This window comes from Desulfobulbus rhabdoformis (genome assembly GCF_016919065.1).
GTDB classification, from domain to species: domain Bacteria; phylum Desulfobacterota; class Desulfobulbia; order Desulfobulbales; family Desulfobulbaceae; genus Desulfobulbus; species Desulfobulbus rhabdoformis.
Genome location: NZ_JAFFQA010000003.1, coordinates 112,403 through 138,076, shown reverse-complemented (window position 1 = coordinate 138,076; position 25,674 = coordinate 112,403). Strand labels below are relative to the sequence as shown.

Sequence of the window (25,674 nt, the reverse complement as noted above, 5' to 3'; positions counted from 1 at the left end):
CTAAAGAAGCTGACCAACTGTGACTGTTACGTTGAGGTACCTGAAGAAAAAAAGGGAGAAGCGCAGCTCGCTTCTTTTTGTCCTCCTCACAATGAGGAGGCGACCAAGAAGAACACAAAGTAAATTACTGTTTTATCATTAATATATCTTTATTTCCATTCACACAATTTCTATATAATCCGTACTCTTTAAAGCGCCTGCAGAAAATTTTAACCTCCGAGCTTAGGTGCTATTTCGCGGAGGTCAATAATCTCCATCTTGTGATTTCTATACGGATTTTCCGGTGATGGCCCCTCGGTCTGAATAATGCAACTCCCTTTAAGCTGAAAGCGGGTGGCATACTCAAGAGCACTTTCAGTCCAATCGGCCGGGTGATGCGTTTCATACAGAGGGAAAACACCCGCAGAAAAAAGTAACTCTCGGCAGGTTTGCCTGTTGGAGCTGACAGCGATAATCCAGGTGGGCAGCTTAAACCGCGCAAGACGTCGTGCGGTCAGGCCACTGTCAGTAGGGGTGAGTATGGCGGCCACGGTGTCGTTCTGGCCAACAATGGCATTGACACTGGAGGCGATGTAATCCACCTCTTTAATTTCACAAAAAATTGGGTGTTCAGGCTGCTTGGTGTAACTCTTTTTGGTCCGGTGAGGTTCTGTGGCCAGAGCTATCTGCACCAGCATACGAACAGCTTCCAATGGATAGCGCCCCAGGGCTGATTCCTCTGAGAGCATCACCCCATCGGTTCCATCCAAAATAGCATTGGCCACATCCGTTGCTTCTGCTCGAGTTGGCCGCCGGTTATTGATCATGGACTCCAACATCTGGGTCGCGGTAATCACCGGTTTCCCAAAAATATTTGCCCGAGCAGTGATCATCTTCTGCATCACAGCGATTTCCTCAATGGGCAGCTCTACTCCCAGATCCCCACGAGCTACCATAACGCCATCGGCCGCCTCCATGACCTCATCAATACGACTGAGAATGGAAGCGCGTTCAATTTTGGCTATGACAAAAGGCTCATAGCCCATCTCTTTGGCCGCCGCACGCACAGCATGAATATCAGCACTACTGTTGACAAAGGACTGGCTGATCGCATCCACCCCCTGCTCCAGGGCAAACTGCATGCACTCGCGATCATGGTCGGTAAAGGCGGATATCCCCAAATCAATCCCCGGCAGGTTCAACCCTTTTTTCGAACGCAGACGTCCCCCAACAACCACATGACAATGTACCCGCTCGCCCTCTATGCTCTCCACCTGAACCTGAATTAAACCGTCATTGATAAAGATGAGATCACCGGGTTTAACCGCTTGGGGTAACTCTTGTAAGGTGACAGCGACCAACTCTCCATTGCCGACAACCTGTTCTGTGGTCAAAGTAAAAGGAGCGCCTATTTTCAGCTCAACAGGTTCCTGAGCCAACGCGCCGATACGGATTTTCGGACCCGGCAAATCTGCCATAATCGCGACCGGGCGCCCCACCTGCTTCGCGGCCTGACGAATACGTCCAATCACGGCACCATGATCGTGAAAATCTCCATGGGAGAAATTGAGCCGGGCAATGGTCATCCCCGCTTCCAACATTTTTATCAGCATCTCCAACGAGTCCGTGGCCGGACCGATGGTACAGACAATCTTGGTTTTACATTGCGGAAGAACAGGGGGATTATACATGAAGGCACCAATAAACTTTTTTTTACAAAAATCTCATGAGAGGGGTCATAACCGCTGCATCAAATCACTGATAGACTGGTCCATATTCTCCCGTAGACGGGGATCAATGGGGGTAGGATTCCCCTGATGATCAATTTTAACATAGACCATCCGGGTCGAGCAGACGCTCTCCTCGAGTTCCTTGTCAAAATCAAAACGTCGAGCCTCGACATCCAGGGTGATCGATGACTTGCCCATCGTATACACCCGGGCGTAAATACGCACATGGTGGCTGATTTTGACAGGTCGTTTAAACAGGACCTCTTCCATCTTCAGTGTCACGATGTTAGGATCTCGGCAGAGATAGCCCGCATATGCCGCCCCGGCTTCATCAAGCCAGGAAAGCATGGTGCCACCAAAGAGGTTGCCGTTTATTCCAATCTCACTGGTTCGACAGATTTTAGTGGCGACATAATGCATGGAGGTTTCTCCGAGTGCTCAGATTAAGCCAGCAAATCAACTGTACCCGCTGGTTATTGGGAATTGATTGAATTTTGATCAAAAAACGTTCAAAAAGGGCTCTCGACTTCCCAGCCAAGGCCCTGTTGCGCTGGCCCCACCTGTTGAGTATAACTAAAACCTGAATCCGTGACGGTGGATGGTCTCTGAATAACATATTCAGTTGATAATGCAGAAATTTTCAAACTAATTTATTTGCTATTCAGTTTCATCCACCGCCCTTTGGGGGCATCCATTAGTACGCCAGCTTCACTGTTTGTGACATGTCGATTAAAGTATACTTTATCGGCTTGTTACGAACAGTGAAGCTGACACACCAATGAATGCTCACGGATCCAGGTAAAATATTCTTCCAGCTCCCTACAGTGCAAGGCCAGAGCTTGTTTGGAGCGTATCACTTAAAAAAGATTCTCACTTTCGCCCAATATGCAACCAGCAAAAAAACAACAGCATATATTTATCTGCAGTGAATGCGGTTACGAGAGCAGAAAATGGCTTGGCCGCTGTCCAGACTGCGGCAGTTGGGACAGTCTGAGTGAACAGCAGCCCAAATCTTCCCCCCGACTGGGGCGTAAAGCAGCCACTGCCCAGCCCTTGACGCAGGCAGTTGCCGAAGAACAGGAACGTCTACGTACCCAAATCAACGAGATGGACCGGGTACTTGGCGGAGGAATCGTTCCTGGTTCGTTGGTCTTAATCGGTGGTGATCCTGGGATTGGGAAATCGACCCTGATTTTACAGTTACTGGCCTCCCTCGCCCGCCAGGAATGCCCCACTCTTTATGTCACCGGTGAGGAGTCGGCGCGCCAGATTCGTATGCGTGCCGACCGGTTACACATTCACGAAGCATCCATTGCCGTCTCCACTGAAAACTGTGTTGAGGCGATTATTGACCTAGCTCTGCAAACGCGCCCTGCTCTGCTGGCGGTTGACTCCATTCAGACTGTATTCAGCGAGGAGATCGGCTCTGCCCCTGGCTCGGTCACCCAGGTTCGGGAGTCCACGGCGCGCCTGCTACATTTGGCCAAGGAGAACCATATTCCCATTCTTCTGGTGGGACACGTGACCAAGGATGGCGCCATTGCCGGTCCGCGTGTCCTGGAGCATATGGTGGATACGGTACTCTATTTTGAGGGGGATCGCGGCCAGGTCTTCCGTATTCTGCGCACGGTGAAAAACCGTTTTGGCTCGACCAATGAGATCGGTGTCTTTGAGATGAAAGAAAGCGGTCTGGCCGAAGTGGATAACCCTTCTGCCCTCTTCCTGGCCGAGCGGCCGGTCAATGTCCCGGGCTCAGTGGTCATGCCCAGTGTTGAGGGCACCCGCCCGATTCTGGTTGAGGTGCAGGCCCTGGTCAGCCGTTCCAGCCTCGGTACGGCTCGCAGAACGGCCATCGGGGCCGATCCCCAACGGGTGGCGCTGCTGACTGCAGTGCTTGAGAAAAAACTCGGGGTCACCCTTTTTGATCATGATATTTTTTTGAATGTTGCCGGGGGGGTCCGCATTGTGGAACCGGCCCTGGATCTGGGCGTGGTCGCCGCCCTGCTCTCCAGCTTTTTTGAACGCCCGCTTGATCCCTCCACCGTTGTCTGTGGCGAGGTGGGCCTGGCCGGTGAGGTTCGCGCGGTGGGCCAGATGGAACTACGGCTGCGCGAGGCGGGGCGTCTTGGCTTTACCAGCTTCCTCATGCCCGAATCCTGCTGCAAGCAACTGCAGAAAAAAGACAACAAAGATATTCAGATCGTGCCGGTCCGAACAGTCTCTGAACTGGCTGAACGACTGTTCGGCCCTCAATCATGATCGCCGCGCCAAAAAAAGTTCCGAAGCTTAAACGCTGTTTTTGAGGCATTGTACGAGAAAGACAATCATGCGCAGTTCGGCCATTTTTGCGATCGGGCAAATGTCTTGATCTGTGCGATCATAGTGTTCAACGCCTTTTGTCCTTCCTTGTACGGCGGATCATTGGCCCCATCGGGTAAGGCCATATACTCGGTATGTGCATCACTTTTGGTCGTCTTCAAAATTCGATCCGCATCCGGTTGCATCGCCTTTAAAGCTGCATCCGCTGTTGCGTACGTCGTTGCCGAAACACTGAGCTTTTCTATTTTTTTCTCGCCTTCGATCCAGCGCTTGTTAAATGAAGGCTGCCACTCTTTCTTCCAGTGATAATTTTCATGGTCGATGGTTGCCTGAGTAACATGCCAGCGCGGTCCCGCCTTACCGGTTGAGGTATAATCGGCAAGATCGGCAATCACATCACAGTAATGACCGCCATTGGCTCCAAGCGATGCATCATTGACAATGTTGCCCCCTTTGGTCGGGTTGGGAATATGGGTTGCTGGATATGGGACGATGTCAATGGTTCCCTTCCCCTTGACCGAGGTGACTTGAAAGCGCCAGGCATCGTTCGCAGTATCCTTGGTGGCAACGCCTGTCACGGTATGCTTGTCAATAGATGTGGTCGACGACTTGGTCTTCGATGCAGGCTTGATATTGGTCGTGACAGAATACACGGGCTGTACCGGAGCATTTGACTCCCCCCCCGCCGTCTTTTCTTCAACGTCAGGCTGCCGGGATATCTGCGAGGCGCCTCCTGATTGCTGCTGCACCACATGCGCCAGTTCATGGGCGATTAAATGCCTCCCTTCCCAAGAAGACGGCGCATATTCCTGCGCCCCAAACACAATATCCTGGCCCAGAGTAAAGGCTTTGGCCTGGAGGGCTTGGGCGACCTGCTCCGCCTGCTGATTCGCATGAATCTTCACCTGGCTGAAATCCCGACCAAAACGGCTTTCCATAAAAGAACGGGTATCACCATCGAACCGCTTTCCACCAGATCGCAACACCTGTTGAATTTTTGCATCTACATGGGGAGGCATGGTGTTTGTCTGGGAGGGGGTGGCTGTACGCTGGACTTTACCAGGCAATTCATCCTCCTCTGCTGACATGCGACAGATCATATTCTCGGAGGTTGCTGCAGCGCTTCCGCCTCCTCGCCCCTGCAGAGGAGACCTCGCTTTTTTGCCTGACTCTGAAGCCTGCATCACCTGATTGGCCACACTATCGGCTTCCTGTTCACACGCGTCCCCAGGGCTGCTGATATCTAACTTTGTTTGGAGCAAGCCATCAGCGCAGGTGTAGGATGCCCTGAGAGGTGGTTGCTGATGCCTTGCATCCCGCTCATGCAGGATCGATCTCACCTCCGGAGAGTGTCCTTTGGAAACTCGGTTTTTGTTCGCAGAGCGGAACGCCCCCCTCTGCTGCACAGAATTTTTTCGGGTTCCATTGGAGAAAAAAGTATGCATACGCTGCCTCCAAAGAGCGATAGATAAATGCTCACGGGTTCAGGGGAAAAACTGGCCCATCAGGAAATGGAACTGGCCAAACTTACCCCTAAATTCCCAGTGGAGACCACTCGATCCTTACGAATAGTACTGGTCAACCACAAAAGATCCGAATCAAAGGTAAGCAGGTTACCGTTAAACACCCCCCGGTGACCAATCACCGACCCCAGCGGCTCCTCTTCATTTCCCCTATTCCAGGTGTTGCCTTCGCCAATAAAGTGTGCCGCCGCAATCGAATTCAGCCCTTGCTCCAGGGTATTGCCTTTGAAAAAAAGCCGACCATACCCGCTCACCTGCTGCGTCAGCCGATTTTGCCCATTGAGACTTTCGCTGGGGAGGTTGGCTTTCACCCCCTCAAGCCAGTTACCCTGTATGTACAAATCTTCTCCACCACTCTCGATGACATCGCCATCCACAGTGGAGCCAACAACAGCAACATCTGGATGCTGGTATCCGCTGATCCCATTGGCCAACAGGAGCCAGCCACTCACATTGTTATTGCTTAGCTGCCCTCCCACTTTGGCGCTCTCCAGACGCATGGCGTAAGCAGGCATGTATCGAATCCAAACCGCAACCAGTTCTTCCACCGCCGTGACCACTTCATGCTTGAGAGGAACATCATGTGCAAGAATGGTAATCAGACTGGCGGCCCCGGATTTTTTTACGCGTGAAAGGGCAAGTCGTTGTGGAGCAGCCACCGCTTCAAGATTTGTTTTCCAGTTGGTACGCTCTGCATACGGCAGCTTGATAATCTCTTGAGCCACCGCTTTCACCGCCCGATCATAGGCCTCTTTGTTTTCGAGCAACTCAACGCCGCTGAGAGCCCCGAGCCCCTCTTTAATCGCGATGTTGCCCGGCCCCAACGTGTCGATCCAGGTTGCCCCGGAACTCGTCGTTTTTCTAGCCATGGACGACAAGATGTTGTTTTCCCACAGCAAGCGGCACTCTGCACTCCCCTGCCCGCTTACACTCACCATTGCCGGTCCCGTATCCGTGGTACTCATACGCCCTAAGGAGCAACCATGCGTTGTAGAAGTTCCTGCGCTGATAGCCAATTGACCGTCTCCACGGGTAAATGTGAGGGAGAAATTCTCTAACACCACCTCATCCGCCTCCAGAGCAAGTCGGCTACCGCCAAAACTCAGCTGGACCGCCTCTTGTGACTGTCCGCTGATACGCAAGCTCCGTTTGCCACTGATGAAGATCGATGCGGGCAGTTCATAGGTGCCGGCAGGCAGGCAGAGCCAGAGATCCTGTACCTCGTCTTGTTTACTGAACTCGTCCAACAGCAACACAAGGTGGGAAGAGGAACGGACCACCACAGAGCATCCGCCAGATGATTTGGTGCACAACACATTAAGCGCATCCTGGACCGTGATCACCTCGTCTATTCTAAGATCCGTGCACAGGCCCGCGTCCAGTTTGTTCACCGGCAGAGAATCCGCGTTCAGGTGGCAGAGCAGGGTATCAAGTGCATGCTGCACATCCAGCTTGCCATCTTCATCGGGATCAAGAGCCTGAGCCAGTTGCTGTCGGACAGTCTCCTGCCTCCCCTTACAACCAGGCAGGGGATAGGCGATATCACCGGCATCAATGGAACAGAGGGTATCCAAAGCCTGTTGCAGGTTCTCGGCACTTCCATACAGTCCGGAGCAGGTATTGCTGAAGCCGACATCTGCCGCCCGAATGTCGGTCAGGGGCGGAAAGGCCATCTGCCGCCTGAAGCTATCTCCCTGATCGACCAAACGTTTATTGATCCCGATCTCACCCAGATAGAGGTAGTGGTGGCGAATTCCACTGGGCGTTGCTCCTGTCGTGGGTACGCTCAAATCATCCATGGCGGGCAGGACATACTGCCCAGACACCTGGACAGACTCGCGCACTGTGGTCAGCCAGTAGTCACCCGGAACAAAACCTCGCTCTTTGGTCTGCAGGTGCAGCTCCATTCGCTCAAGATTTATACTGATTATGCCGTCACTCACACTCACCCGGCCATGACTTGCGGAGGCTGCTGCCCCCTGGGCCAACGGGACACCTCGATCCATGCCGTTGAGAATGTGGGAAGGACTGGACAGGGTGTTCAGATCAATGGTGAGATACCCATCCCACTGGCGCACATAGGTTTTGGGCTCACTGGCCCCTGTGGGCACGGTAAAGGTCTCGCGCAAGAGGCCACGCAGATTTTTTGCATTGGGGGCAAAGTGGTTGCCTACAAGCCGTTCGGTTTCATCACTATAAAACTCCCAGACCCAGGGTCCCTGATTAAACCCGGTGGGCATTTCATCAACCCGACAGGCTTCCGCACCGTTATCACGCGACCACTTCAGGGTCAGAATCTTTGTGGACGCATCATACTGATGCACCTCAACCCGAAAGAGGTAATTGCCGATGCGCTCATCCACGTTTGCCTGACTCGCACAGGGATCGCAACTATCAGCAGAACCGGTGATAAGGGCAAGGCGCAGTTTGAGTTCGCCGTTGCCCAGAGCTGGATTGAGTTTGGTATCCCGGGGATCAAGCGCATTGCCACCACTGCTGGGGCTCCACTTCACCTGGAGCATGGTCTGAGTTCGGGTGGCCGTGTCCGCCCCGTGTAGGCCGGGGTCCATCAGGGATGCATCTTCCAGTGCGGTAACAGTCCGCTCCCAGATATCGGCATAGAGATGCAAATTCTGACCACTGTAGACCGCCTGAAGGGGGTAATCGGGCTGTTTATCGATGCTTACATTTTCAGCAGCTCGCAACTCGGCGGATACGCCCTCGGCATACAGTCGCCCCGGTTGAATGCACACATTGGTCGATCCTTCCGGGTCTGCGATGATGCGCAAGCCATCGCTGCCCCTAGGCGCACCTCCATCAACCAGATCAGCCAGAACACTGCTCAGACGTGCTTTCTCGATATCAGTGAGTTCGTTCCAGTCCGCATCGGTGATCATTCTGCCCTGCTGCAGATAGACACCAGAATAATCTTTGCCTGTTTGAAACGAATTGTTCGATATTTGAGTTTTCATTCAATCGACCTTGTCAGGTTAAATTTACACTAACTGACCGCCTTTGCCGGCACACAACGCAGGCTTTCATCCATCACCAAAACCGGCTCCATGCCCACGGGCAAAAATTCTCGCAGCTTCTCAACGACGGCCAAGCGCCGCAGGACATAACGGTGACCATGATAGGCCCCCATTTCGCCACCATCCTCGGCACCGGTGGCAATACTGGCTGTGCAACGGCCTGCAAGCACACCGCAACCGGGTTCGCCAAAAACCTCATTGCAAAAAATTGGAATCTCAGTGGTGCAGGTGGTGGTGGCACAACGCAGTTTGGAGGGCTGGCCCTGACGCAACCAGTCGGAATAACGACCAGCAGCCAGATCAACCGGCCTGAGTCCTTTGGCATCCTTGGGAAAAAAAGGAATCCGGCTATAGCGCAGACAACCACTGCCGGGGACATCCTGGTCCACCCGATCTTTGTGAAGTGAAGGAAGGATGATACAATCGCTTGCCTCTAAGTCTTCAGCAAGCATGGTTTCCAGTACTGTCACATACTCCAGCCGTACCAGGCCGCGGGCAGCCTCAAGCCGTTTAAACATCGAGTTGCTGGCAATAATCACCGGTTTTGTGCGCTCGGCCACGGTGGAGCGAAGATGGCGCAGGGCACAGCCCGCAAGTTGAATGACCCCTTTGCGAATATCCACCCGATTATCGCACCAGAGGTTGGCAAGCCGGTAGACTGCTTCGGTCTCAAAACTGACTATTCCACGAATGCGTACCGGAACTTCGCTGAGCCCCTGCAGAGTGATCAACGGTAATGCGCTTCCACCGAGTTGAATTCGTTCTGCCGTGATACCAATGGCATCTTTAAACACCGCTGCTTTTTGATGCTCTAACGCCTCCTGCACCAAGGGTTCGATCTGGGACCACTGCACACTTAGATGGTCCGCTGAGAAAAAACCTTCAGGGGGCGGCAGATGGAGCAGTAATCGTCTGGGATGATACCGCCCCTGCTGGTCACCGGGAGTTCGCAGGTCAACGGTTCGACGTGATGAATCCTGGTAACTGTCCGGAACGCAGGGTACACCGTGTCGATTGGCCTGGCGCCAGCACACCGGTTCCTTGACGCCGGGAAACTGTGTGCTGCTGGCGCCATCGTTATTGATTGGGCACTGAACCGCCCGAGAGCAGTAACGAAAATCAACCGTTGCGGCCACCAGTCCAGGATGACGCGCATGCAGTGGAGGTGTCTTCTTCCCTGAAATCGGCTCCTCGCCATAGGCCTGCTCCGGAAGCAACGGACGATCGACACGGGGGGTCATGGCCACCCGTTTCCAGCCTTCCTGCACCTCCACCTCGAACTGACCGACCGCCTCGGCGATTCCCTCAACACTAATTCGGGTTCCCTTGCGCTGCCGCCAGTGCACGGCCTTGGCCACCTCTTCCCGCCGTCCGTCCCCATCCGGGGAGACCAGCTGCACATCCAACAACCGGGCAAAATAGGGAATAAGCCAATCCTGACAGTGATTACCGCTTCTATCTTTGTCCGGAAACCCATCGTAGAGATGCTGATGGATGGTTGCGTGCATGGCATCGAGCAACTCGCCGTACACTGCGAGCAGATTGTCGAGATCCCCTTTATCCCGCGCCCGCCAATGCGTGGGGAGCCATTCCAGCATCCGGGCAGCATAATCCGGGGAATTATACGAAGTACTCATGCCAAGCCCTCCTCCGCCGCCTCGATGCGTACGTTGAGAGCCGAAGAATCAAGCACCAAACACTGCCTGGGCAAAGGAAGAATCGACATAAGCGTCCCATTGGCAGAAACCGACTCAGGGCGATCATTTTCTGGAACGCCACTCTGCGGCCAGGGAAAAAGAAGTTCGCACGAGCTGTTTTCCACCCCATGCACGCCATCGACAATGCTATAGATTTCTCCGCGATAAAGAGGCTGTCCCAGCGCTCTTCTGGACAGAGACAGGGTATTTCTGAGGCTTGTTTCCACCAGTTCTTTCATAGTTTGCGGGTCCATGCCTGTACCTATGCGCACCGTGATAGCAAGTTCAAAAGACACCCCCTGGTAATCCGTGACAACCACCTGCATCCCCGGTTGGCAACGGGCGACCAGCCAACGCTGCACAGCCAGCCTGAGACTGCTTGAGAGAAAACCGCCACCGGCAGCCATGACCACCACCTCGATCCGCTCCCGTCTACCCAGACCGGGCCGCAGGCGAAAAGCGGCTGCCTGCCAGACACTGGGGTGGCTGCGTGCCAACTGGGCAGCATCTTCTATGGAGACTGCCCGGTGTAAGGCAAGCAGGCTGGCCGGGGCATTCTGGCGCAGATCCGCGTTTCCTTCGCGATCGTTGCCGCCGCTGGACGCCAAAGGCTGGCGCAACGTTGTAATCAACGGGTGTGGCTGCACCGGTTTAACCAGGGATTCAGGAACAAGGTTGCCCCCTAGCCCCACCCCCTGACGCAGCTGAACCCGCAGGTTATTCGTCCCAGAGGGAAGACGCCTGCCGTGACGACCATCACCGAACTCGATGACGCCGTAGCCGTCTTCGTTCATCCGTACCTGATAATGGGCCGCTGTCGCTGTTGAATCCTTGAGATTATCCACCTGAGTCCAGGTTTCATTGCCCACCTTGATTGCAAGCGCCGCTCTGACCCCACTGTCCATGGTGGAATCGGTAACAAAGCTGAGCTCTTCCACCTCAAGGGTAAAGCACTGACTGTTTTTTGAGCCATCGCCACTGCCAAGAACCCGCCAGGGCCGAGATTCGCCATGACCTGCCAGCACCACGTTGGCAAGAATTTCCAGATTTCCAACCGTAGTTCCCTCGGGTGGTGCATCAGTCAGTCGCAGCCAGGCACCATTTGCAGCTATCTCTTCAATCCGGCTCTGGAAGACCTCGGTCGTATTGCTGACCAGCAGCAGGCGGCCTGCCTTGGCCCCGAAAAGAGGTTTCTGCAGGTAAATACGCGCTGAACGCAACGGGGTTGTGTTCTCCTGCCAGTCACGAACCCGAACCTGCTCTGTAAAATGACTGTGTACCCGGGTGCGACTCAAGAAAAAGGGACCGCCGCCCCGATCCTGCCATTTGGGCCCCCCGGTCAGGATGGACTCCGCATGTTCCCGGTCATGGGCCACAGTGGTAAGCCGACTCCAGGCTAGCTGCCCAGCCCTGACCACCACCGCCAGATCTCCGGCAGTGGTTTTCTTACAAGATTCAGTCACCAGCTCTTTGGTGAGCCCTCCCCCCTCGCTCTTATTGAGGAAACTATCCACAAGCCAGGGACCAGCACCATCCGGGGGAGCTAGCAGGGTCTGCGGATTTTTCAGGCGGAGATCAACAGCTCCGGGAACACCATCGGTATCCGGATGATAGCTCAGGGTAAGAGTGGTGTAGCCCGGACGATCTCCCTTTTCCACGGAAAAGGTCTCTGTTTCCACAGGGACATATTTGGCATGGGTACAGTTATACACCGGAAAATACTCCCGTTTGGAACTCCCCTTGCCCCGATCAGTCCGGTCCGCCAACCACTGCCCTGCAAGCCGGGACCAGTCACCTGCGGCATAGACGATATCAATCACTGTCCCTTTGGCCTGTCCATCACTGTCCGCATCAAGGATTTCACGACCTTTGGGGGGATTTGCCAGCTCACTTATGGGCAGCTTCACCGGCCGGGCCACAGTGGCACCACGCAAGGTCAACTGGCCAATGGGATGATAGAAGACTAAGCGATCGTCATGCACCGCTTTGATCCGGCGATACAGGGGCTTGTTGTCCTCTGAGCGGATAACCACGATATCGCCGGGTGCCAGCCCCTTGCTGGCAGTCGCCAGCTGCAGACTATGCCCCACAGCCTCGACCCCTCCAGTTTGAGGGCCAAGCGGTTTCAGTTCTTCCTGAGGACAGCAGTGCACCAGGGTTGTCCCCCGGGTAAATCCCGCCGGTATGGCCGGGCTCAGGCTCAACCTGCTGGTTGTTTCTTCGAGCACCAGCCCTTGCACCAGATGAGCGGAGAGTTTCCCGCTCTGCTCGTTTTCCAGAACCAGGGGGTCACCAATGCGAACTTTCTCAAGCTTTTCCAGAACAACAAGCTCAGAACCAGCCAGCGGGACAGGGCTCACCTGGTAGCCCCGGGCACGCAACCCATTCCAGGCGGCATCGACCTCACAGTCCTCAAGCGTTTCAAAGATGACGGGTTTCCCCTCGGTGGGGGTATGTTTCACCTGAAAACCGCTGGCCACGGTCCCGCTTTTTCCTTCTTTCACCTCCAGGGCCAGGGGGACAGAGGCAGAGGCTGGTGGCAGGGGCGCATAATTAAGCAGGGCCACCAGTCTACGCAGGTTTTCCCACTGGCTGGCGGTCTCCAGGGTTCCCTCATTAGCAAAGGCGTCAACATGAGCACCCAATACATGGTAGGAACGGGCAAACTGGCGGGTCAACTGCCAGAGCATATCGCTTGGGTCTGCGCTGTAGAGATTTTCCAGCCGCTCTTTTTTCGCCTCTTCACTCTCCGCATCGACCGGTGGAGTCGCCCCGGCGACCGGCTGCCAACCGGGGAAACGATTGGCCAGGCCCGCACGTAAACGCTCCAGATAGACAGCTGCGTTGCCGTCTACGTAATCAAAGCGGGAAAGACCGGCACGGTTCCAGCGGGTCAGATCACTCATCCTTTGCGTCCTCCATGCAAACTCAAGGTGAAATAGCCCCGTTCCGGCTGGGCCTGATCGTTATCGCAGATAGCCACTTCCAAGCCCTCCAGGACAATCTGTCCACTGGCAGCCTGGTCCCGAAATCGATCTCCGAGCCGCTTGAACCGGTTGATGCAGATATTATCCACCCCGGCCAGGGACATGAGCAACTCATAGAGGTCACTGGCAAAGAGATCTTCTCCAAACCGGAGCCTTCCCGGGGCAAAGAAGCCCCCCGGCCCTGTTCCCAGAGCACGTTCCACTGCGTGGCGAATCTCTGACTGGAAATACTCGCTGTTCACCTGAATGGAGAGGCTCATCACGATTCCCACCTCAACCGCCTCTTCAAGCACCACCTCCTGGCCAACCATGCGGTAGGCCTCAAGATACGGGTAGAGAATCGAACGGACATTAGGATCATCTGCACGCTCCGGCAGATGGACACCACGCTCGGCGTGAAAGCTTTGCGTCTGCAACCAGATATCATCACTGAAATCATCACAGGGCGTATCCAGATCAAGCCTGCGCCAGTTAATCACGGCAACATGAACGGTGGACCAGGAACCGTCCCACCGCTCCCAGGCATGGGCTCGCAGCACCAGAGGATGACGCTCAAGTTGCAAATGAAAATCCTCCAGGGTGACCATGCGGTGTTGGTCATGGATGGAACGTGGACCATCCAACCGGGCCTGCTCCATCTTTTCGGGGTGATCCAGCCACCAGTCATCAAAACGAAGCCGATCAGCTGCATCAAGCGGTGTTGCAGCCTGCTCTGCGCCAAGGCTTGCAAAAGGCCCTTGCTGGGTCCGTTTGGTCTGGCCGGCTATATCATAGCCCACCATAAGCAGCAGACGCCGTAATGACTCCGGTCGCCTGGCGCTTTCCAGATACCGCTCGGCCTGGGCGCGATCAAGGCCGTCGGATAATTGGTCAAGCGCATAGGCCAACACCTCAACCAGGGCAACCTCCACATCGGCCGGGGTCCAGCGTCGCCGCTCGGGAAACCTGGCCGCAAGTTCCTGCAGCATGAACAGGCGAAATCCGTCATAATCTCGCTGATCCCAGTCAAAATCATCCCCCACCTCTGGCAGTACATCAGGCAGATCGATTACCCGGCGACCACAGTCCGGGCATCCTCCATCAAAAAGTAGAGCCGCAACAGGATCCTGTGCCATCAGCTTCCTCCCACGGTAAAGGTCTGGGTCTCATGCACACCAACAGCGGCCAGGGTATAGCCAATGGTGATGGTCAGGGTTGCCTCCTCGCCAGTGACCTCGATCTCGATACTTTTGGGATCAACCTCCCCCTGGAGCGCATCGGCAAGGCTTGAGAGCAAACGGCGTTTGGTGATCTGCCACAGGGGGGTACTGTTGGGTTCAAAGACCAACGCCTTGACCCCGGCACCAAAGTCCGGGCGAAAGACACGCTCACCGGGCAGGGTAAAGAGAACCTGCTCGATCTGTCCACGAATATGTTCGGAGCGACTGGCCAGACGAGGACCGTCTGCGCTCACCTCCAGGGGAAAACTCAGATAGGGGGGATCAATAAGTCGACGCGCCATGATAGTTCCTCATGCACTGGTAACCTTCAGAGAAAGTGTGGACATTTCCCCCTGGGGGACGGGAGGACCGCTGGGCCCCACGCCTGTGGGATGCACATGTGTGGCCAAGAGGGTCAACAGGCTTTGTCCTTTGATGATCGGCTCTCCACCGCTGCCGCCCAACTCCACCAAGGTTCCATTCAACGAAATCGTCCCACCCGTCTCAATGGTAATGCCCGAGGTGCGCAGACTGAACCGGTTGCCATTCATATCTTCCAGGGTGACCCCTGTGCTGTCCAAAATCAGCCTGTTGCCATGCCGATCTTCCAGATTCAGGCTCTGCTCCTGGGCACTCAGAACCAATTTTTCCGAGTCATTGTTGGCAAGTTCCAGGTTGCCCTCGGCATCCATCTCCAGCTTGGCACCACCCGAGTGCTCCAGGCGTACGGTCTCTTCCCCGCCGCAGTCTTCCAAAAGCAGGACATGACCTCCAGGCGTACGCCAAAGCTTGGTTGTGGTTTGGTCCTCTTTCACCTCTTCGGGAATATCTGCTTCCTGTTGCCAGAAGGTCCCTGTCCAGATGGGATAGTCGAGGTTCCCTCCTTCGAACTCCACCCAGACCTGGGTGCCAATATCGGGCACCGTAAAAAATCCCTGATTTTCCAGGCCTCCGCAGGGCAGGCAGGGCAAGGCCCAGTCGGTCTCTGCCTCGCCCAGAAGGCTGGGCACCTGCACCCGGACCCGAGCCAGACGCTGGGGATCGTCGTTGTCGACCACAAAGCCACGGTACTTGCCGTATGCTCGGCGTTCGCGCAGCATCTGCGAGAGGTGTTGTCCTATGACGTCATCGGGCATCAGATCACTCCAGCAAGGGATCGCATCAGGCCTGTAACCGTAGCCAGGTTGTCGCCATAACCGTTGCGCAGCAGACGAAACTGCTGCCTGTAGCCCGTAGCGGTAAAGCTGTGGCTGACACTGTCCACATAATAGATTCCCGACATGCGCTCGCCAAGGCCATCCACCGGAACAGGCAAGCCGGGTTGCAACACATGACCATAGAGGGCGCCGTCGAGTTCTCCCTCTCCCTGCAGACGATGGATATCAAGATCATTGGCCTTCATCTGGGCCAGGGCCCGCATACGTTCGGCGTCTGCGCTGGCCTGGGCCGACATGCGCCAGACAAAATCCTCCAGCCCGGCATCGGTGGAGTCCGCCCGGCTGGTCCCCAGTAAAAAGAGATTCGAGCGGACAGGCTCAGGGGACTCAACACTGTCCCCAGTATCGCTGGGCAGATCGTAGCTGACCGCGTCGGGTTGATGTCCGTCTGCACGCACAGAAAGCGAGAGGCAGTTGGTGGCCTCCCCTGCATAGACCATGATCGTGGCCTGCGGATCAGCCTCCAGGCGCATGGGGCCAAAGTAGACCCGCCCGTCGCGAAAGATCAGTTCATACCCATTGAATTCCGCCCGTGATTTGAGAAACTTGATATCGGTATCGTCCTGGGCAACTCCCACCAGCCGATTTTGTCCGGACTCGTTGTCCCCATGGGGCAGCATGCCATAGGTCGCCAGTACTTCAGAGAGCAGCAGCGTATCGCTGGTGGGCAGCTCGGAGGTGCCCCAGGTTCTTCGTCTGTGGGTACGATCAAGGCGCAGCGAGTCGTCCTGGCACTCCACCACAACCTGGGCAGCCCCCGCATCCTCGGGGGTCTCCAGACGGACCTCACGAATGTAGCCACGCATGATCTCCTCTTCCCGGCTGCCAAAAGCGCTTGTAATCACAATCCGTTTCCAGGGCTCAAGCACTCCGGCATCCTGGATTGTCCAGGTCCCCAGTTCGTCGCGTCTGGTTTCAAAACTCAAGGTAGCGGTCGCTGCCTCGGTGCGGCTGCACTCCACCCGCACCTCAAGCAAAAAGGGGTAGAACTCGCTGATCTCGGCCCCATCAACGGTGATGATGCATTCGGCGGGATCGCGATCACGCTGAGCAAACAGATCAAGCGGCATGGATCACCCCTTGGCTTTGGGAATCAAAATGACCTCACCCACCCGCTGGGACAGCGACACTTCAACCCCGTTTGCCAGGTCTGGATTAGCATCAAGGATGCGGTACCAGAGACGAGCGTCGTTGTAGTAGCGATGCGCCAGCAGATCGAGACGATCCCCGGCCTCAATCATGTGTTCCACCACACCAACCGCCGCACCGATCTCTCGTTCGCGAATCCCTTTACACCGCACCACGCCCTGAGTATCCGCTTCAAATCGACGTCCGTTTTTATAGCGTGAATTGGACAGCAGCATCAGATAAGCCCTCCCAAAATTCCTCCGAGAACAGTTTGGTGGCTGTTGAGTTTGGAGCCAATATCCTGGCGCCGTTTTTCCACCGCGTAAAAGGGATTGTTGCCCTCAATAACCTGTAGGCTCAGTTTGACCGTGGCCCGATACGGGGTCAGGTTGGGCAGGTGGGCGGATTCGGCCACCTCGATACTCTTGAGAAAGACCGGCAGCACCTGAATCCCCCAGACCAGAAGCAGCACCGAGGCGGACTGGTTGTGCTGAAAGGCCCGATCACCTCCAAAACCAAGACCGGCCAGGGTCTGGACGCCGTCTGGCCCCTGAATCTTGGGCTCAACCATGGAACGCAGGGTGTCGAGTTCCGGCTGGATGCCGATGGTCTGGGCAATGGGATCCGATATGTTCATACGATCGGTGGCATCAACAAGAATCTCCAGGTCAAAAGACTCCGGTTCCACCGTGACCCCTTGAGCCACACGGGATGTCTCTGAAGGCAAGGCAAAATCATAGCCGCCACGGGTGGCGGGCGTACTGCCTAAATTGAGGGTGACACTGCGGTTGCGTGTCAGGTTCTGGGGGTTAAAACGAAAAGAGAGCATCAACGGTGGTTTGCTGGTGGCGTACTCAACCAGAAATCCTTTCAGATGGGCTATCATACGTTTTGGGCTCCTTTGGTAAAAAATGTGTCAGAACTCTTGCCCATTACACAAAACCAGTTACTTGGCGATGCTCCCTCTGACGGATTTAGGGATGAAATGACTGACCATGGAGAGCAGAATAAATTGATTCCGCTATCTGCCTGGCCACCCGGCTATCGGAAAAGTGGCGTTCAATGCGAACGGGTCCCACCTGCAGGTGCTCTATACGCCCGGAAGGAAGCGCTGTATAGTGAGCCAGGTTCTCTCCCACCAGGCGACCGATGCGCTGGGCCCTCTTTTCGAAACCCGGCGGCAGCTGTAGCTGCAACTGGCCAATCTCAGTATTCATGCACAAGCTCCGAGGGGAGATACTCGGCAAGCGGCCCGAGGTCCTGGAGCTGAATCTCCCTCCCTTCTTTCCCCAACTCACGCCAGATCGCATGAGCGATATGGGCAAGACCAATGGGCAACTCAGCACCGGCGGCAAGGTAGGCGGCATGGAGCGCCGCGTTACGGATCGAACCACCGGTCAGTGCCACGGCTCCACCAATAAAGGCTGACTCAACCTGTGGATCAAGCGGTGCCTTGGGGGGCAGCAAATGGCTCCAGAGGGCAGCACGGGCCTCGGCATCGGGCCGAGGAAAATCAACCACCATCTGGAAGCGACGGGTGAAGGCCCCATCGAGCTGTTTACGCAGGTTGGTGGTGAGAATGCAGGGGCCGTTATGGGCTTCGATGCGGCTCAAGAGATGGCTGACCTCCATATTGGCATAGCGGTCCCGGGCCTCTTTCACTTCCCCACGCTTGGCAAAGAGGGCATCGGCCTCATCAAACTGGAGCACCATGGGCTGGTTGTGGGCTGCATCAAAGAGTTTATTGAGATTTTCCTCGGTCTCTCCCACGTACTTGCTGACCAGGCACCCCAGATCCACCCGAAAAAGTTGCCAGCCAAGCGATCCAGCCAGTACCGAGGCCGCAAAGGTCTTGCCCGTTCCAGATGGGCCGGTGAATAGTGCCACCGGGCCACCGACAGGCTGCCCTTGCCAGGAATGAACGACCGTCTCTCGTTGCTCAATCCAAAGCAGATACTCCTTCAGCATGGCCAGCTTACTTGCCGGCAACACCAGGTCATCCCAACCGGCCTGCTGATGCACTGGAGTTGCACCGGGAGGCGGAGGAATTTCCATAGTGATACCGGTAATACACCCGATCAACACAGGCTCGGGAACAATCGGAGCATAAGGCCCCTCCTGTTCACAGCGAATCAAACGGCGCCGCCGCAAGGTTCCATGCGGCCCGAGAAAGCCTCGCAACTCTGCAGCCTGCTGCACATCCAGGGCAAAAAGCTCCTGCATCAGGCTACGGGTTGCCCAGGGTTGGCTCAACCCAGCCTGCAGATTTTGAAAGCTCCAGCCAATTCTGGGTTCAAGTTCAGGTGCCAGCACAGCAGCCAGAATATCAAACTCCAGGGGATGAAGTTCAAGCTCGAGAAGACTCTGCCAGCCCCCGTCCTGCCCGCGCAGTGCATGGACCTGAGCCTGTAAATCTCTGAGTTGTTGTAGCTCATCATCGCCTGGTTTTTCCCCGCGACGCCCTTTGGAGAGACACCAGCACAACAGCTCCAGCCGACGCCATTCGGGATCAAGCTGATCAAGTCTGTTGTTCCGGGCCATATTCATGGGCTCAACCACCATAGAGGGTTATGAGCAATGGGTTGGAGCGCAGCTGCATGGTGGCTCCATCCGAAGGACGAATCAGGCTGCGTTCGGCATACAGCAGCATTTGACCGGCACGATCAGCAAAGGGCAGCGTCGCCGGGACAACCGTAGCAATCCCCACGTTGTCCGGGTCTATGGCCCGGTTGGGCACCAGTACCGGTGTGGCTGGCTCCACTTTTTGCCAACCACGACCAGTCTCCCAGGTCTCCCAGCGGAGGTTAACTGAGGCCCCGACCTCCCCTGCCAGCCAGATATGGGGAATAAAACTGGCCAGAGCCTCGCTTCCCACCTGGAAAAGCAGGCTCAGGCTGCACTGTCCCTGATAAACCAAGGCAACGGCCGGAGTCCAATCCGGCAAGCGGACATCCGGCTCCATGACCATCACCAGAGGCGGCTTGGTTTTCGGACTCACATCATGGGTATCAAGACTCGAGAGAACCTCCAGCCCCAGACCACCGGTCAGGGGAGCGGGAACAGCCTTGTCCACCGGGACCACCGGCATAAGAGAGATCTCATAGAGAAGTGAGGGCCGGTAGACCGTATCTCCCTGGGTGGACCACAGCTGGTTGAGCTGATCAAGAGCCATGGGTTGCATGATCACCTGCAGGTGGTAACGCACCCCATCCACATCCAAATGGAAGATAGGCCGTTCGTGGAAGATGCGGCTGACTTCGCCGATCAGGCGCAGGTCGTTTTCCCCGGGCCCCACGCTCTCTTCCTCACCGGCAAAGGGAGTTATCAAGCAGAAGGTGCGCATCCAGGTTGTTTCACCGGGGAGAATATCGGGAAACAGTCCAGCGGGTTCAAAACGGTAGAAAAAGAGATTGAGCCGATGATCAGAATCGCCAGCCCCGGAAGAGGCGGCTTCAGCCGGTGTATCCAGGCCCACACTGACCCGGCTGCGATCTGGTCCGTTGACCGCAGCATCAAGATAGGAGCGAATACCTTTGCACACCTGGGAGAGAGGAGAGGATACCAATGCCATATCAGAGCCGTTTTAAATAGTTGCGGCTGACAAAGCCGGAATCTGATCGAGTGTGAACCCGTGCACCCGAACTGGCCTGCTTGGAATCGGCTACCACCACGACATCAATGCGGCCGATCACGAGGTGTGGCCCGGAAGAAGGTGCGGAGGGCTGGCTCTCAATCGCTTGGGTTGGAAAAACAGGCTCCTGGACACCAGATTGCTCCCTGGGGGCACCACTCTGGGCAAGAGTTGTTCGTGGTTTTTGCTCTTCCGGTTGCTGGGGACCGGCCTCACCGGGTACTGCTTCAAAAGATTCCACCGCTTGACCGGGAACCGCTTCAGCCTGACGTGGTGTCTGGCCAGGGACATGTGGCCGCTCGACTGGAGTCGGTCCCGGTGATACCGATCTCAGGGGGGTGATCGGTGCGGTGGAAAAGGATTCAGAAGGGGCGCCCTGACCCGGAATCCGGCTCTGGTACGTTTCTTCTTGTTCACTAACAGTTCGCCCACTGCCGTTTTGTTCGCGGGACTGATGCCGCTGATGTGCAGAAACTGATTCGTTTGGCTCAGACATAACTTCTGACTGATGCGTACTTGAAACAGCGCTCATCTTGGCTGCCGTTGTCCAACTCGGACTTCCGTGATTGCTCTGTCCTGTTTCCAGTTCGTTTCCTCGATTATCGCCCTTTACGGAAAAGATGTCTTCGTTGCCGTTAACATCGCTGGTGAATAAGCTTGGCCTTTCAACCGTACTCTCCACTGACAAAGGGTCACCAGCCGGTAAACCGGTATCAGCAGCTCCCGGCCGGAAGGACGCCTCGCGGGGCCCCGTCTTGGGCGACGGTTGCCCCTCCTTCTGAAATCGAAACACGGTCTGCAGCTCTGAGGTTGTGTGTTCCTCTTTTGGGCTGCTCTCCGTATCCTCCGGGAACACCATACGTCGCAGTTGTCCTTCTTCCGCACTGGGCAAAGGACGATGGGCATCACGTATGGTATCGCCGAGTAAACTCATCACTTGTACAATGTCGATGTATTGGAATTCCCTGTTATTGTATCATCCCGCGACTCTGATCTATCAAATCCAGGTAGCGTTGCCGCCTGAAGCGGGGGAGTGCCAGAATTTCCGCCTCACTCCAATGGTAGTGACTGGCCAGCTGGTGAATTTCCTTCAACAATCCATCACTCTTCCAGGCAAGCAGGCGATAAGGATCTAACTCAACGGTATTTTCCGCCTCACACTCCGGGCAGGAGGTCAGAACCCGGGTAACGATGCCCGGAGCTACCTCCTCCAAGGCGGCATCGACGACACTTTGAAAACCGTTGTCGCAGGGAAGAACACATTCCGGTTCCTCCAGCAGTTGATGCAACAACCAGGATGTTGCCTCTGGCTGGGGCTGCTCAAGAATCTGCTCCTGGTCAGCCCCTGTTGGCAGGCGGAAGCAGATCTGCCGATCTTGCCACTGCACCCGGACCAGGGGGTAGGATGGCCCGGCTTCCTGCACTGGAAGATCGGCGTACTGCAAAGAAAAATCAAAGCGGTTGGCGCAGGTTGTGCAATCGGCATGAAACCAGCCACCGCTTCTGCCCAGATGCTGCTCAAGCTCACGCATGAGAAATTGCCTGTCCCCAACACAAAGGTTGGCCACCCGCGCCTCGGTTACTGGTCGTTCTCCTAAATGGGCCAAGGCCAGACGTAGCACCTGGGTCACTGCCCGAGGTGTATTGCTACCTGTTTCGGCAGCCTCACAGAGCGCCAACTCCAGCCGTCCTGAAACCGGTTTAAAGCTCCAGTGCCGAGAGCGAGTTCCACCTTCAAAGAGGCCACCTGGAAGCAACACGCTCTATCAGGACTCCGCAGGCTCTTGCACCGCCGTATCGCGCTGCCAGCCTTCATGTTGGAGTGTAATGGTCTGAATGCCAACCGCGTTCATCGAGCCCGCATCCATCTCCGGGAGCGCCTGATACTCAGAGACCCAGGCCCGGTAGAGTACATAGGATAGAACCACGGTTCCCTGAAGGTTGAGCACGTTAATCACAATATCCTTTCTGAAATTGGCCAATGACATGGCCGCATCACCGTCGACATTGTTGACCAGGTTGGCCCAGTTTTCAAAAACCGGGTCATGGGAGAGTCCTTGCTCCAGGGTTACAGGTTCATAACTGGTGCCGCCGGGAAGAATGCGCTCGGTTGATGGATCACCGGCAGAACGCCATTTAACCGCTTCGGTCTTGCGTTTGAGCGCACCCATTTTTTTCAAACCGGCCACAGGCTTTCCGTCGATGATGATCTGAAACTTGAAGGTACGGTAGGGATCGTGGCGATGGGCGTTTACTGGAAATGTGGGAGCAGCCATTCATTTATCTCCTTATGCAGTCTGATTTACGACTGACCGACTTTTTGCTGAATACGGACAATGACAAACTCGGCTGGCTTGAGCGGGGCAAACCCAACCACAGCGATCACCTGGCCCCGATCGATATCGTCCTGGGTCATGGTGTCGCCCAAGCCGCAACGAACAAAGTAGGCATCCGATCCCTTTTGCCCCTGAAAAGCCCCGGCACGGAACATACCGTCCATGAAGGCTCCGATATTGGCACGCATGGAGGACCAGAGTCGGTGATCATTGGGTTCAAAAACCGCCCATTGAATACCGTTACGGATACTGGATTCTATATAGAGTGCTGTTCGCCGCACCGGTACGTAGCGCCACTCCGGATTGGCCCTGGTTGCCAGGGTTCGGGTTCCCCAGACCACATGACCATATCCAGGCATCGTACGCAGGCAGTTGACCCCAAGCGAGTTAAGCTGATCCTGATCTCCATCCTCCACCACATATTCCAGGGCTGCCACTCCGCTCACCGAAGCCTCGACACCGGCGGGTGCCTTCCAGACGCCACGGGTTCCATCGGTTCGAGCCCAGATTCCAGCGGCAAATGCAGAGGGAGCAACCGTCAGGGTGGTTGGTGCGGTGGGATTGGACTCCTTGGAATAAAGCGGATTTTTTACCTGGACCCAGGGGTAATAGAGCACAGTGTAGGTCGAACTCGGCAGCTGGAGTTCGTTCACTCGTTTTCCTTGATCCAGCTCAGTTCCAGGAGGTGGGTCAACCAACAGCATGCGGCTTCCCATGGATATACAATGCGACTCGGCAGCATCTATAATAGGATTTCCTGTATTATCTGCGGGCATGTATTGGCCGGGTAAGAGGACGATATTGACATCGCGTACTTTCTGAAGCTGAGCAAAAAAGTCGTTATAATCCTCCAGCCCCGGAACAACACCGTCATCACCGCCTGTCAGGCTGACAGGACCCGCCATGCCAGCCGGGACCACATCCTCACTGCCGTGTTTTTCCGTGCCCCCGATTGCTCCCAGTTTCAGCAGGGTAGCCAGCGTTCCCGGCCGAACCGATACCCGTGAGGCCGCAGAGCTTGTGCCCGAGGTGAGCGTGAGGGCATCGGCTGCAAAGCTGCAGGTAAAACCGACATACTCCGGTCCCAGCGCCAGGACCTGCTTTTGAATTTCTGCAGCTACTTTACTGCCGTTATAGCTGCCACCATCAGGCTCCCCAAGGGTGATGATACGGGCACCGAGGTTATCAATGTTGAGCGTCAGCGTCATTCCCGTGACCACGACAGAGTAATCAAGACCACTCAAATCTCCGGACACCGAGGTGGCAGGCTTGTAAAAGCTGTTGATTCCCGCTGGCAGGGCAAGGCGAATATATCGGGAAGAACTGTTGACCAGAATAGGGGCGTAGGATCCATCGGTGGGATCCATGGAAAGGGAGGAGAAACTCTCGATTACTGTATCCCCCTGGATGACTGCCAGGGAAAAATGATACCCATCACTCCCTGCCTCGACCTGAACCCTGTAGGCGTTGCCACTGGCTCCCTGATTGGCTGCGCTGACTTCAAGCACATCGGCAGCCGAAGCCGCCCCTCTGCCCAAAACATTTCCGCTGGCCAGAGTGGCAGCCTTGGCATCTTTTGCCAGACGACCGATATATGTATCTCGTCCGCCGTTTAAGAAAAAGTAATAGGCGGCCAGAGCCATGGTGTCCGTTTCAGATGTAATTTCACCAAATTCTGTTTTGTACTCATCCCAGCTATGTACCAAGGTCGGCCTGCCAATGGGCCCGCTGGTGGTATAGCCTATCAGCGCTGCCACGCTGGTGGAGACGCCCTCTATGGGTTTGGCGCCGCTGGGAATCTCTTCGATGTACACGCCGGGATGCAGATAGGTGGCCATAGGTGTCTACCCTCTCGTAATAAAGAAGTTTTCAGGCCAAAGGTCAGCAGTAGAGGATAACCAGGAACTCACCTGATCTCTCTTAAAACCTGCCCACCAACCATGACCCGGAATCGAACCCATCCCCAACCTGCTCAGCGGGGAGGAAGAATCGAGGCGGAAGAGCGTTTACATTGTGACACAAAAATTTACGAGAAGAAGAGCAAGACAACCAGCATTTTATCTGGCTAAAGAATAGGAATGTTTTGGATATAGAATATACCTATTAACCCAACCCCAGAAATGGGGAAAGAAAAGTGGAAAATGAACCAAAACCCGTGAGCGATCAGCCGACGTCACGGGTACAGGAAAGGGAAAGAGCCTAAAACCCACAACATTTCTTAAATTTACGGCCACTACCGCAGGGGCAGGGATCATTCCGCCCAATTTTCTTTTTGGCTTTGGCTCCGGCTTTGGACGCAGAGATTGGCTCTGGCGGGGACGGAGGTTCTTCTTCCTGAATAAATTCACCGTCCACATACAACCAGGCATTATCTTCAAAAATAAACTGACTGCGTTCCCTGAGAACGATCAAGCGCTCACTGCCAAGCGCCGTCGCCCGGAACTCGACAATGCCTGCCTGATCTCCCGCTTGCCCACCTTTGGTATCGATAATCTCCAGACCACACCAGTGAGGAATAGACTTAACATCAATAGACGCCGGCCGGGTGGAAGAATGCCAGCTTTTCAGCAGATACTCCAGTGCCACTCGAGTATAAGCGGTGTATCGGGAACGCATCAGGGCTTCAGCGGTAGGTGCAGTCTTCTCGCCGGAAAGTAGAGGGCCGCAACAGCTGGCATAGGGAAGGCCGGATTCACAGGGGCAAAGGGATTGTCTGCTCATGGTCGTCTCTGTTGGAAGGGGAGGGATTGAGTATTAAGGATCGAACATTTTACGAATCTGCATTCTCAAGGCTTCCAGGGTAAAAGGTTTTTGCTGAAAATGCACGTTTTCATCAAATATGACGCGCTGGCCAGGGGGAACAGGACAGAGGAGGAAAGGACAGGGACAGGTTGCT

21 protein-coding genes are annotated in these 25,674 nt (G+C 55.4%); 1 reads left to right on the top strand and 20 read right to left on the bottom strand.

Annotated features, from left to right (window positions below; genetic code table 11):
- Positions 1–209: 209 nt before the first annotated feature.
- Both pyk and JWJ90_RS02635 read right to left on the bottom strand, forming a co-directional pair.
- Positions 210–1,670, bottom strand: a complete 1,461-nt coding sequence (gene pyk / locus JWJ90_RS02640) for a pyruvate kinase (RefSeq protein WP_205225625.1) — start codon at positions 1,668–1,670, stop codon at positions 210–212.
- A 45-nt stretch (positions 1,671–1,715) separates the two neighbouring features.
- On the bottom strand, positions 1,716–2,129 hold the full coding sequence (locus tag JWJ90_RS02635; protein WP_205225624.1) for an acyl-CoA thioesterase: 414 nt from the start codon (positions 2,127–2,129) through the stop codon (positions 1,716–1,718).
- 465 nt (positions 2,130–2,594) lie between these two features.
- Here JWJ90_RS02635 and radA point away from each other — a divergent pair, with 465 nt between their 5' ends.
- Positions 2,595–3,968, top strand: coding sequence for a DNA repair protein RadA (gene radA, locus JWJ90_RS02630; RefSeq protein WP_205225623.1), 1,374 nt, complete (start codon positions 2,595–2,597; stop codon positions 3,966–3,968).
- Positions 3,969–4,033: 65 nt separating this feature from the next.
- On the opposite strand, the gene JWJ90_RS02625 is transcribed toward radA, so the two are convergent.
- The 18 genes from JWJ90_RS02625 to JWJ90_RS02540 form a co-directional block, all read right to left on the bottom strand.
- Entirely contained in the window at positions 4,034–5,095 is a 1,062-nt protein-coding gene (locus JWJ90_RS02625; RefSeq protein WP_205225622.1) for an eCIS core domain-containing protein, read from the bottom strand.
- Positions 5,096–5,532: 437 nt separating this feature from the next.
- Positions 5,533–8,523 (bottom strand): DUF6519 domain-containing protein, encoded by a 2,991-nt coding sequence (locus JWJ90_RS02620; protein ID WP_205225621.1) that lies wholly within the window; start codon positions 8,521–8,523, stop codon positions 5,533–5,535.
- 29 nt (positions 8,524–8,552) lie between these two features.
- The gene (locus JWJ90_RS02615) at positions 8,553–10,220 is read right to left on the bottom strand and encodes a phage tail protein (protein WP_205225620.1); all 1,668 of its coding nucleotides are present in this window, start codon (positions 10,218–10,220) and stop codon (positions 8,553–8,555) included.
- Positions 10,217–13,186 (bottom strand): baseplate J/gp47 family protein, encoded by a 2,970-nt coding sequence (locus JWJ90_RS02610; protein ID WP_205225619.1) that lies wholly within the window; start codon positions 13,184–13,186, stop codon positions 10,217–10,219. Before JWJ90_RS02610 ends, JWJ90_RS02615 begins: the two co-directional genes overlap by 4 nt.
- Positions 13,183–14,382 (bottom strand): baseplate J/gp47 family protein, encoded by a 1,200-nt coding sequence (locus tag JWJ90_RS02605; RefSeq protein WP_205225618.1) that lies wholly within the window; start codon positions 14,380–14,382, stop codon positions 13,183–13,185. Before JWJ90_RS02605 ends, JWJ90_RS02610 begins: the two co-directional genes overlap by 4 nt.
- Positions 14,382–14,768, bottom strand: coding sequence for a GPW/gp25 family protein (locus tag JWJ90_RS02600; RefSeq protein WP_205225617.1), 387 nt, complete (start codon positions 14,766–14,768; stop codon positions 14,382–14,384). The genes JWJ90_RS02605 and JWJ90_RS02600 overlap by 1 nt, the downstream gene beginning before the upstream one ends.
- Before the next feature lie 9 nt (positions 14,769–14,777).
- Positions 14,778–15,602, bottom strand: a complete 825-nt coding sequence (locus JWJ90_RS02595; protein WP_205225616.1) for a phage baseplate assembly protein V — start codon at positions 15,600–15,602, stop codon at positions 14,778–14,780.
- Positions 15,602–16,753: a phage late control D family protein gene (locus JWJ90_RS02590; protein WP_205225615.1), complete on the bottom strand. Its 1,152-nt coding sequence runs from the start codon at positions 16,751–16,753 to the stop codon at positions 15,602–15,604. The genes JWJ90_RS02595 and JWJ90_RS02590 overlap by 1 nt, the downstream gene beginning before the upstream one ends.
- A 3-nt stretch (positions 16,754–16,756) precedes the next feature.
- Positions 16,757–17,047 carry a LysM peptidoglycan-binding domain-containing protein gene (locus tag JWJ90_RS02585; RefSeq protein ID WP_205225614.1) on the bottom strand — a complete coding sequence of 97 codons (291 nt, stop codon included), beginning with the start codon at positions 17,045–17,047 and terminating at the stop codon, positions 16,757–16,759.
- Positions 17,047–17,697, bottom strand: a complete 651-nt coding sequence (locus JWJ90_RS02580) for a hypothetical protein (RefSeq protein WP_205225613.1) — start codon at positions 17,695–17,697, stop codon at positions 17,047–17,049. The genes JWJ90_RS02585 and JWJ90_RS02580 overlap by 1 nt, the downstream gene beginning before the upstream one ends.
- 88 nt (positions 17,698–17,785) lie before the next feature.
- A complete protein-coding gene (locus tag JWJ90_RS02575) occupies positions 17,786–18,028 on the bottom strand; it encodes a hypothetical protein (protein ID WP_205225612.1) in 243 nt (80 codons plus the stop codon).
- Positions 18,018–19,358 (bottom strand): ATP-binding protein, encoded by a 1,341-nt coding sequence (locus tag JWJ90_RS02570; protein ID WP_205225611.1) that lies wholly within the window; start codon positions 19,356–19,358, stop codon positions 18,018–18,020. Before JWJ90_RS02570 ends, JWJ90_RS02575 begins: the two co-directional genes overlap by 11 nt.
- 4 nt (positions 19,359–19,362) lie before the next feature.
- Entirely contained in the window at positions 19,363–20,382 is a 1,020-nt protein-coding gene (locus JWJ90_RS02565; RefSeq protein WP_205225610.1) for a Pvc16 family protein, read from the bottom strand.
- 1 nt (position 20,383) lies between these two features.
- A complete protein-coding gene (locus tag JWJ90_RS02560; protein WP_205225609.1) occupies positions 20,384–21,376 on the bottom strand; it encodes a hypothetical protein in 993 nt (330 codons plus the stop codon).
- Positions 21,377–21,410: 34 nt separating this feature from the next.
- Positions 21,411–22,202 carry a hypothetical protein gene (locus tag JWJ90_RS02555; protein ID WP_205225608.1) on the bottom strand — a complete coding sequence of 264 codons (792 nt, stop codon included), beginning with the start codon at positions 22,200–22,202 and terminating at the stop codon, positions 21,411–21,413.
- 6 nt (positions 22,203–22,208) lie between these two features.
- Positions 22,209–22,718 (bottom strand): phage tail protein, encoded by a 510-nt coding sequence (locus tag JWJ90_RS02550; RefSeq protein ID WP_205225607.1) that lies wholly within the window; start codon positions 22,716–22,718, stop codon positions 22,209–22,211.
- A 26-nt stretch (positions 22,719–22,744) separates the two neighbouring features.
- On the bottom strand, positions 22,745–24,616 hold the full coding sequence (locus JWJ90_RS02545; protein ID WP_205225606.1) for a phage tail sheath C-terminal domain-containing protein: 1,872 nt from the start codon (positions 24,614–24,616) through the stop codon (positions 22,745–22,747).
- 361 nt (positions 24,617–24,977) lie between these two features.
- Positions 24,978–25,499: a YchJ family protein gene (locus JWJ90_RS02540; RefSeq protein ID WP_205225605.1), complete on the bottom strand. Its 522-nt coding sequence runs from the start codon at positions 25,497–25,499 to the stop codon at positions 24,978–24,980.
- Positions 25,500–25,674: the final 175 nt, after the last annotated feature.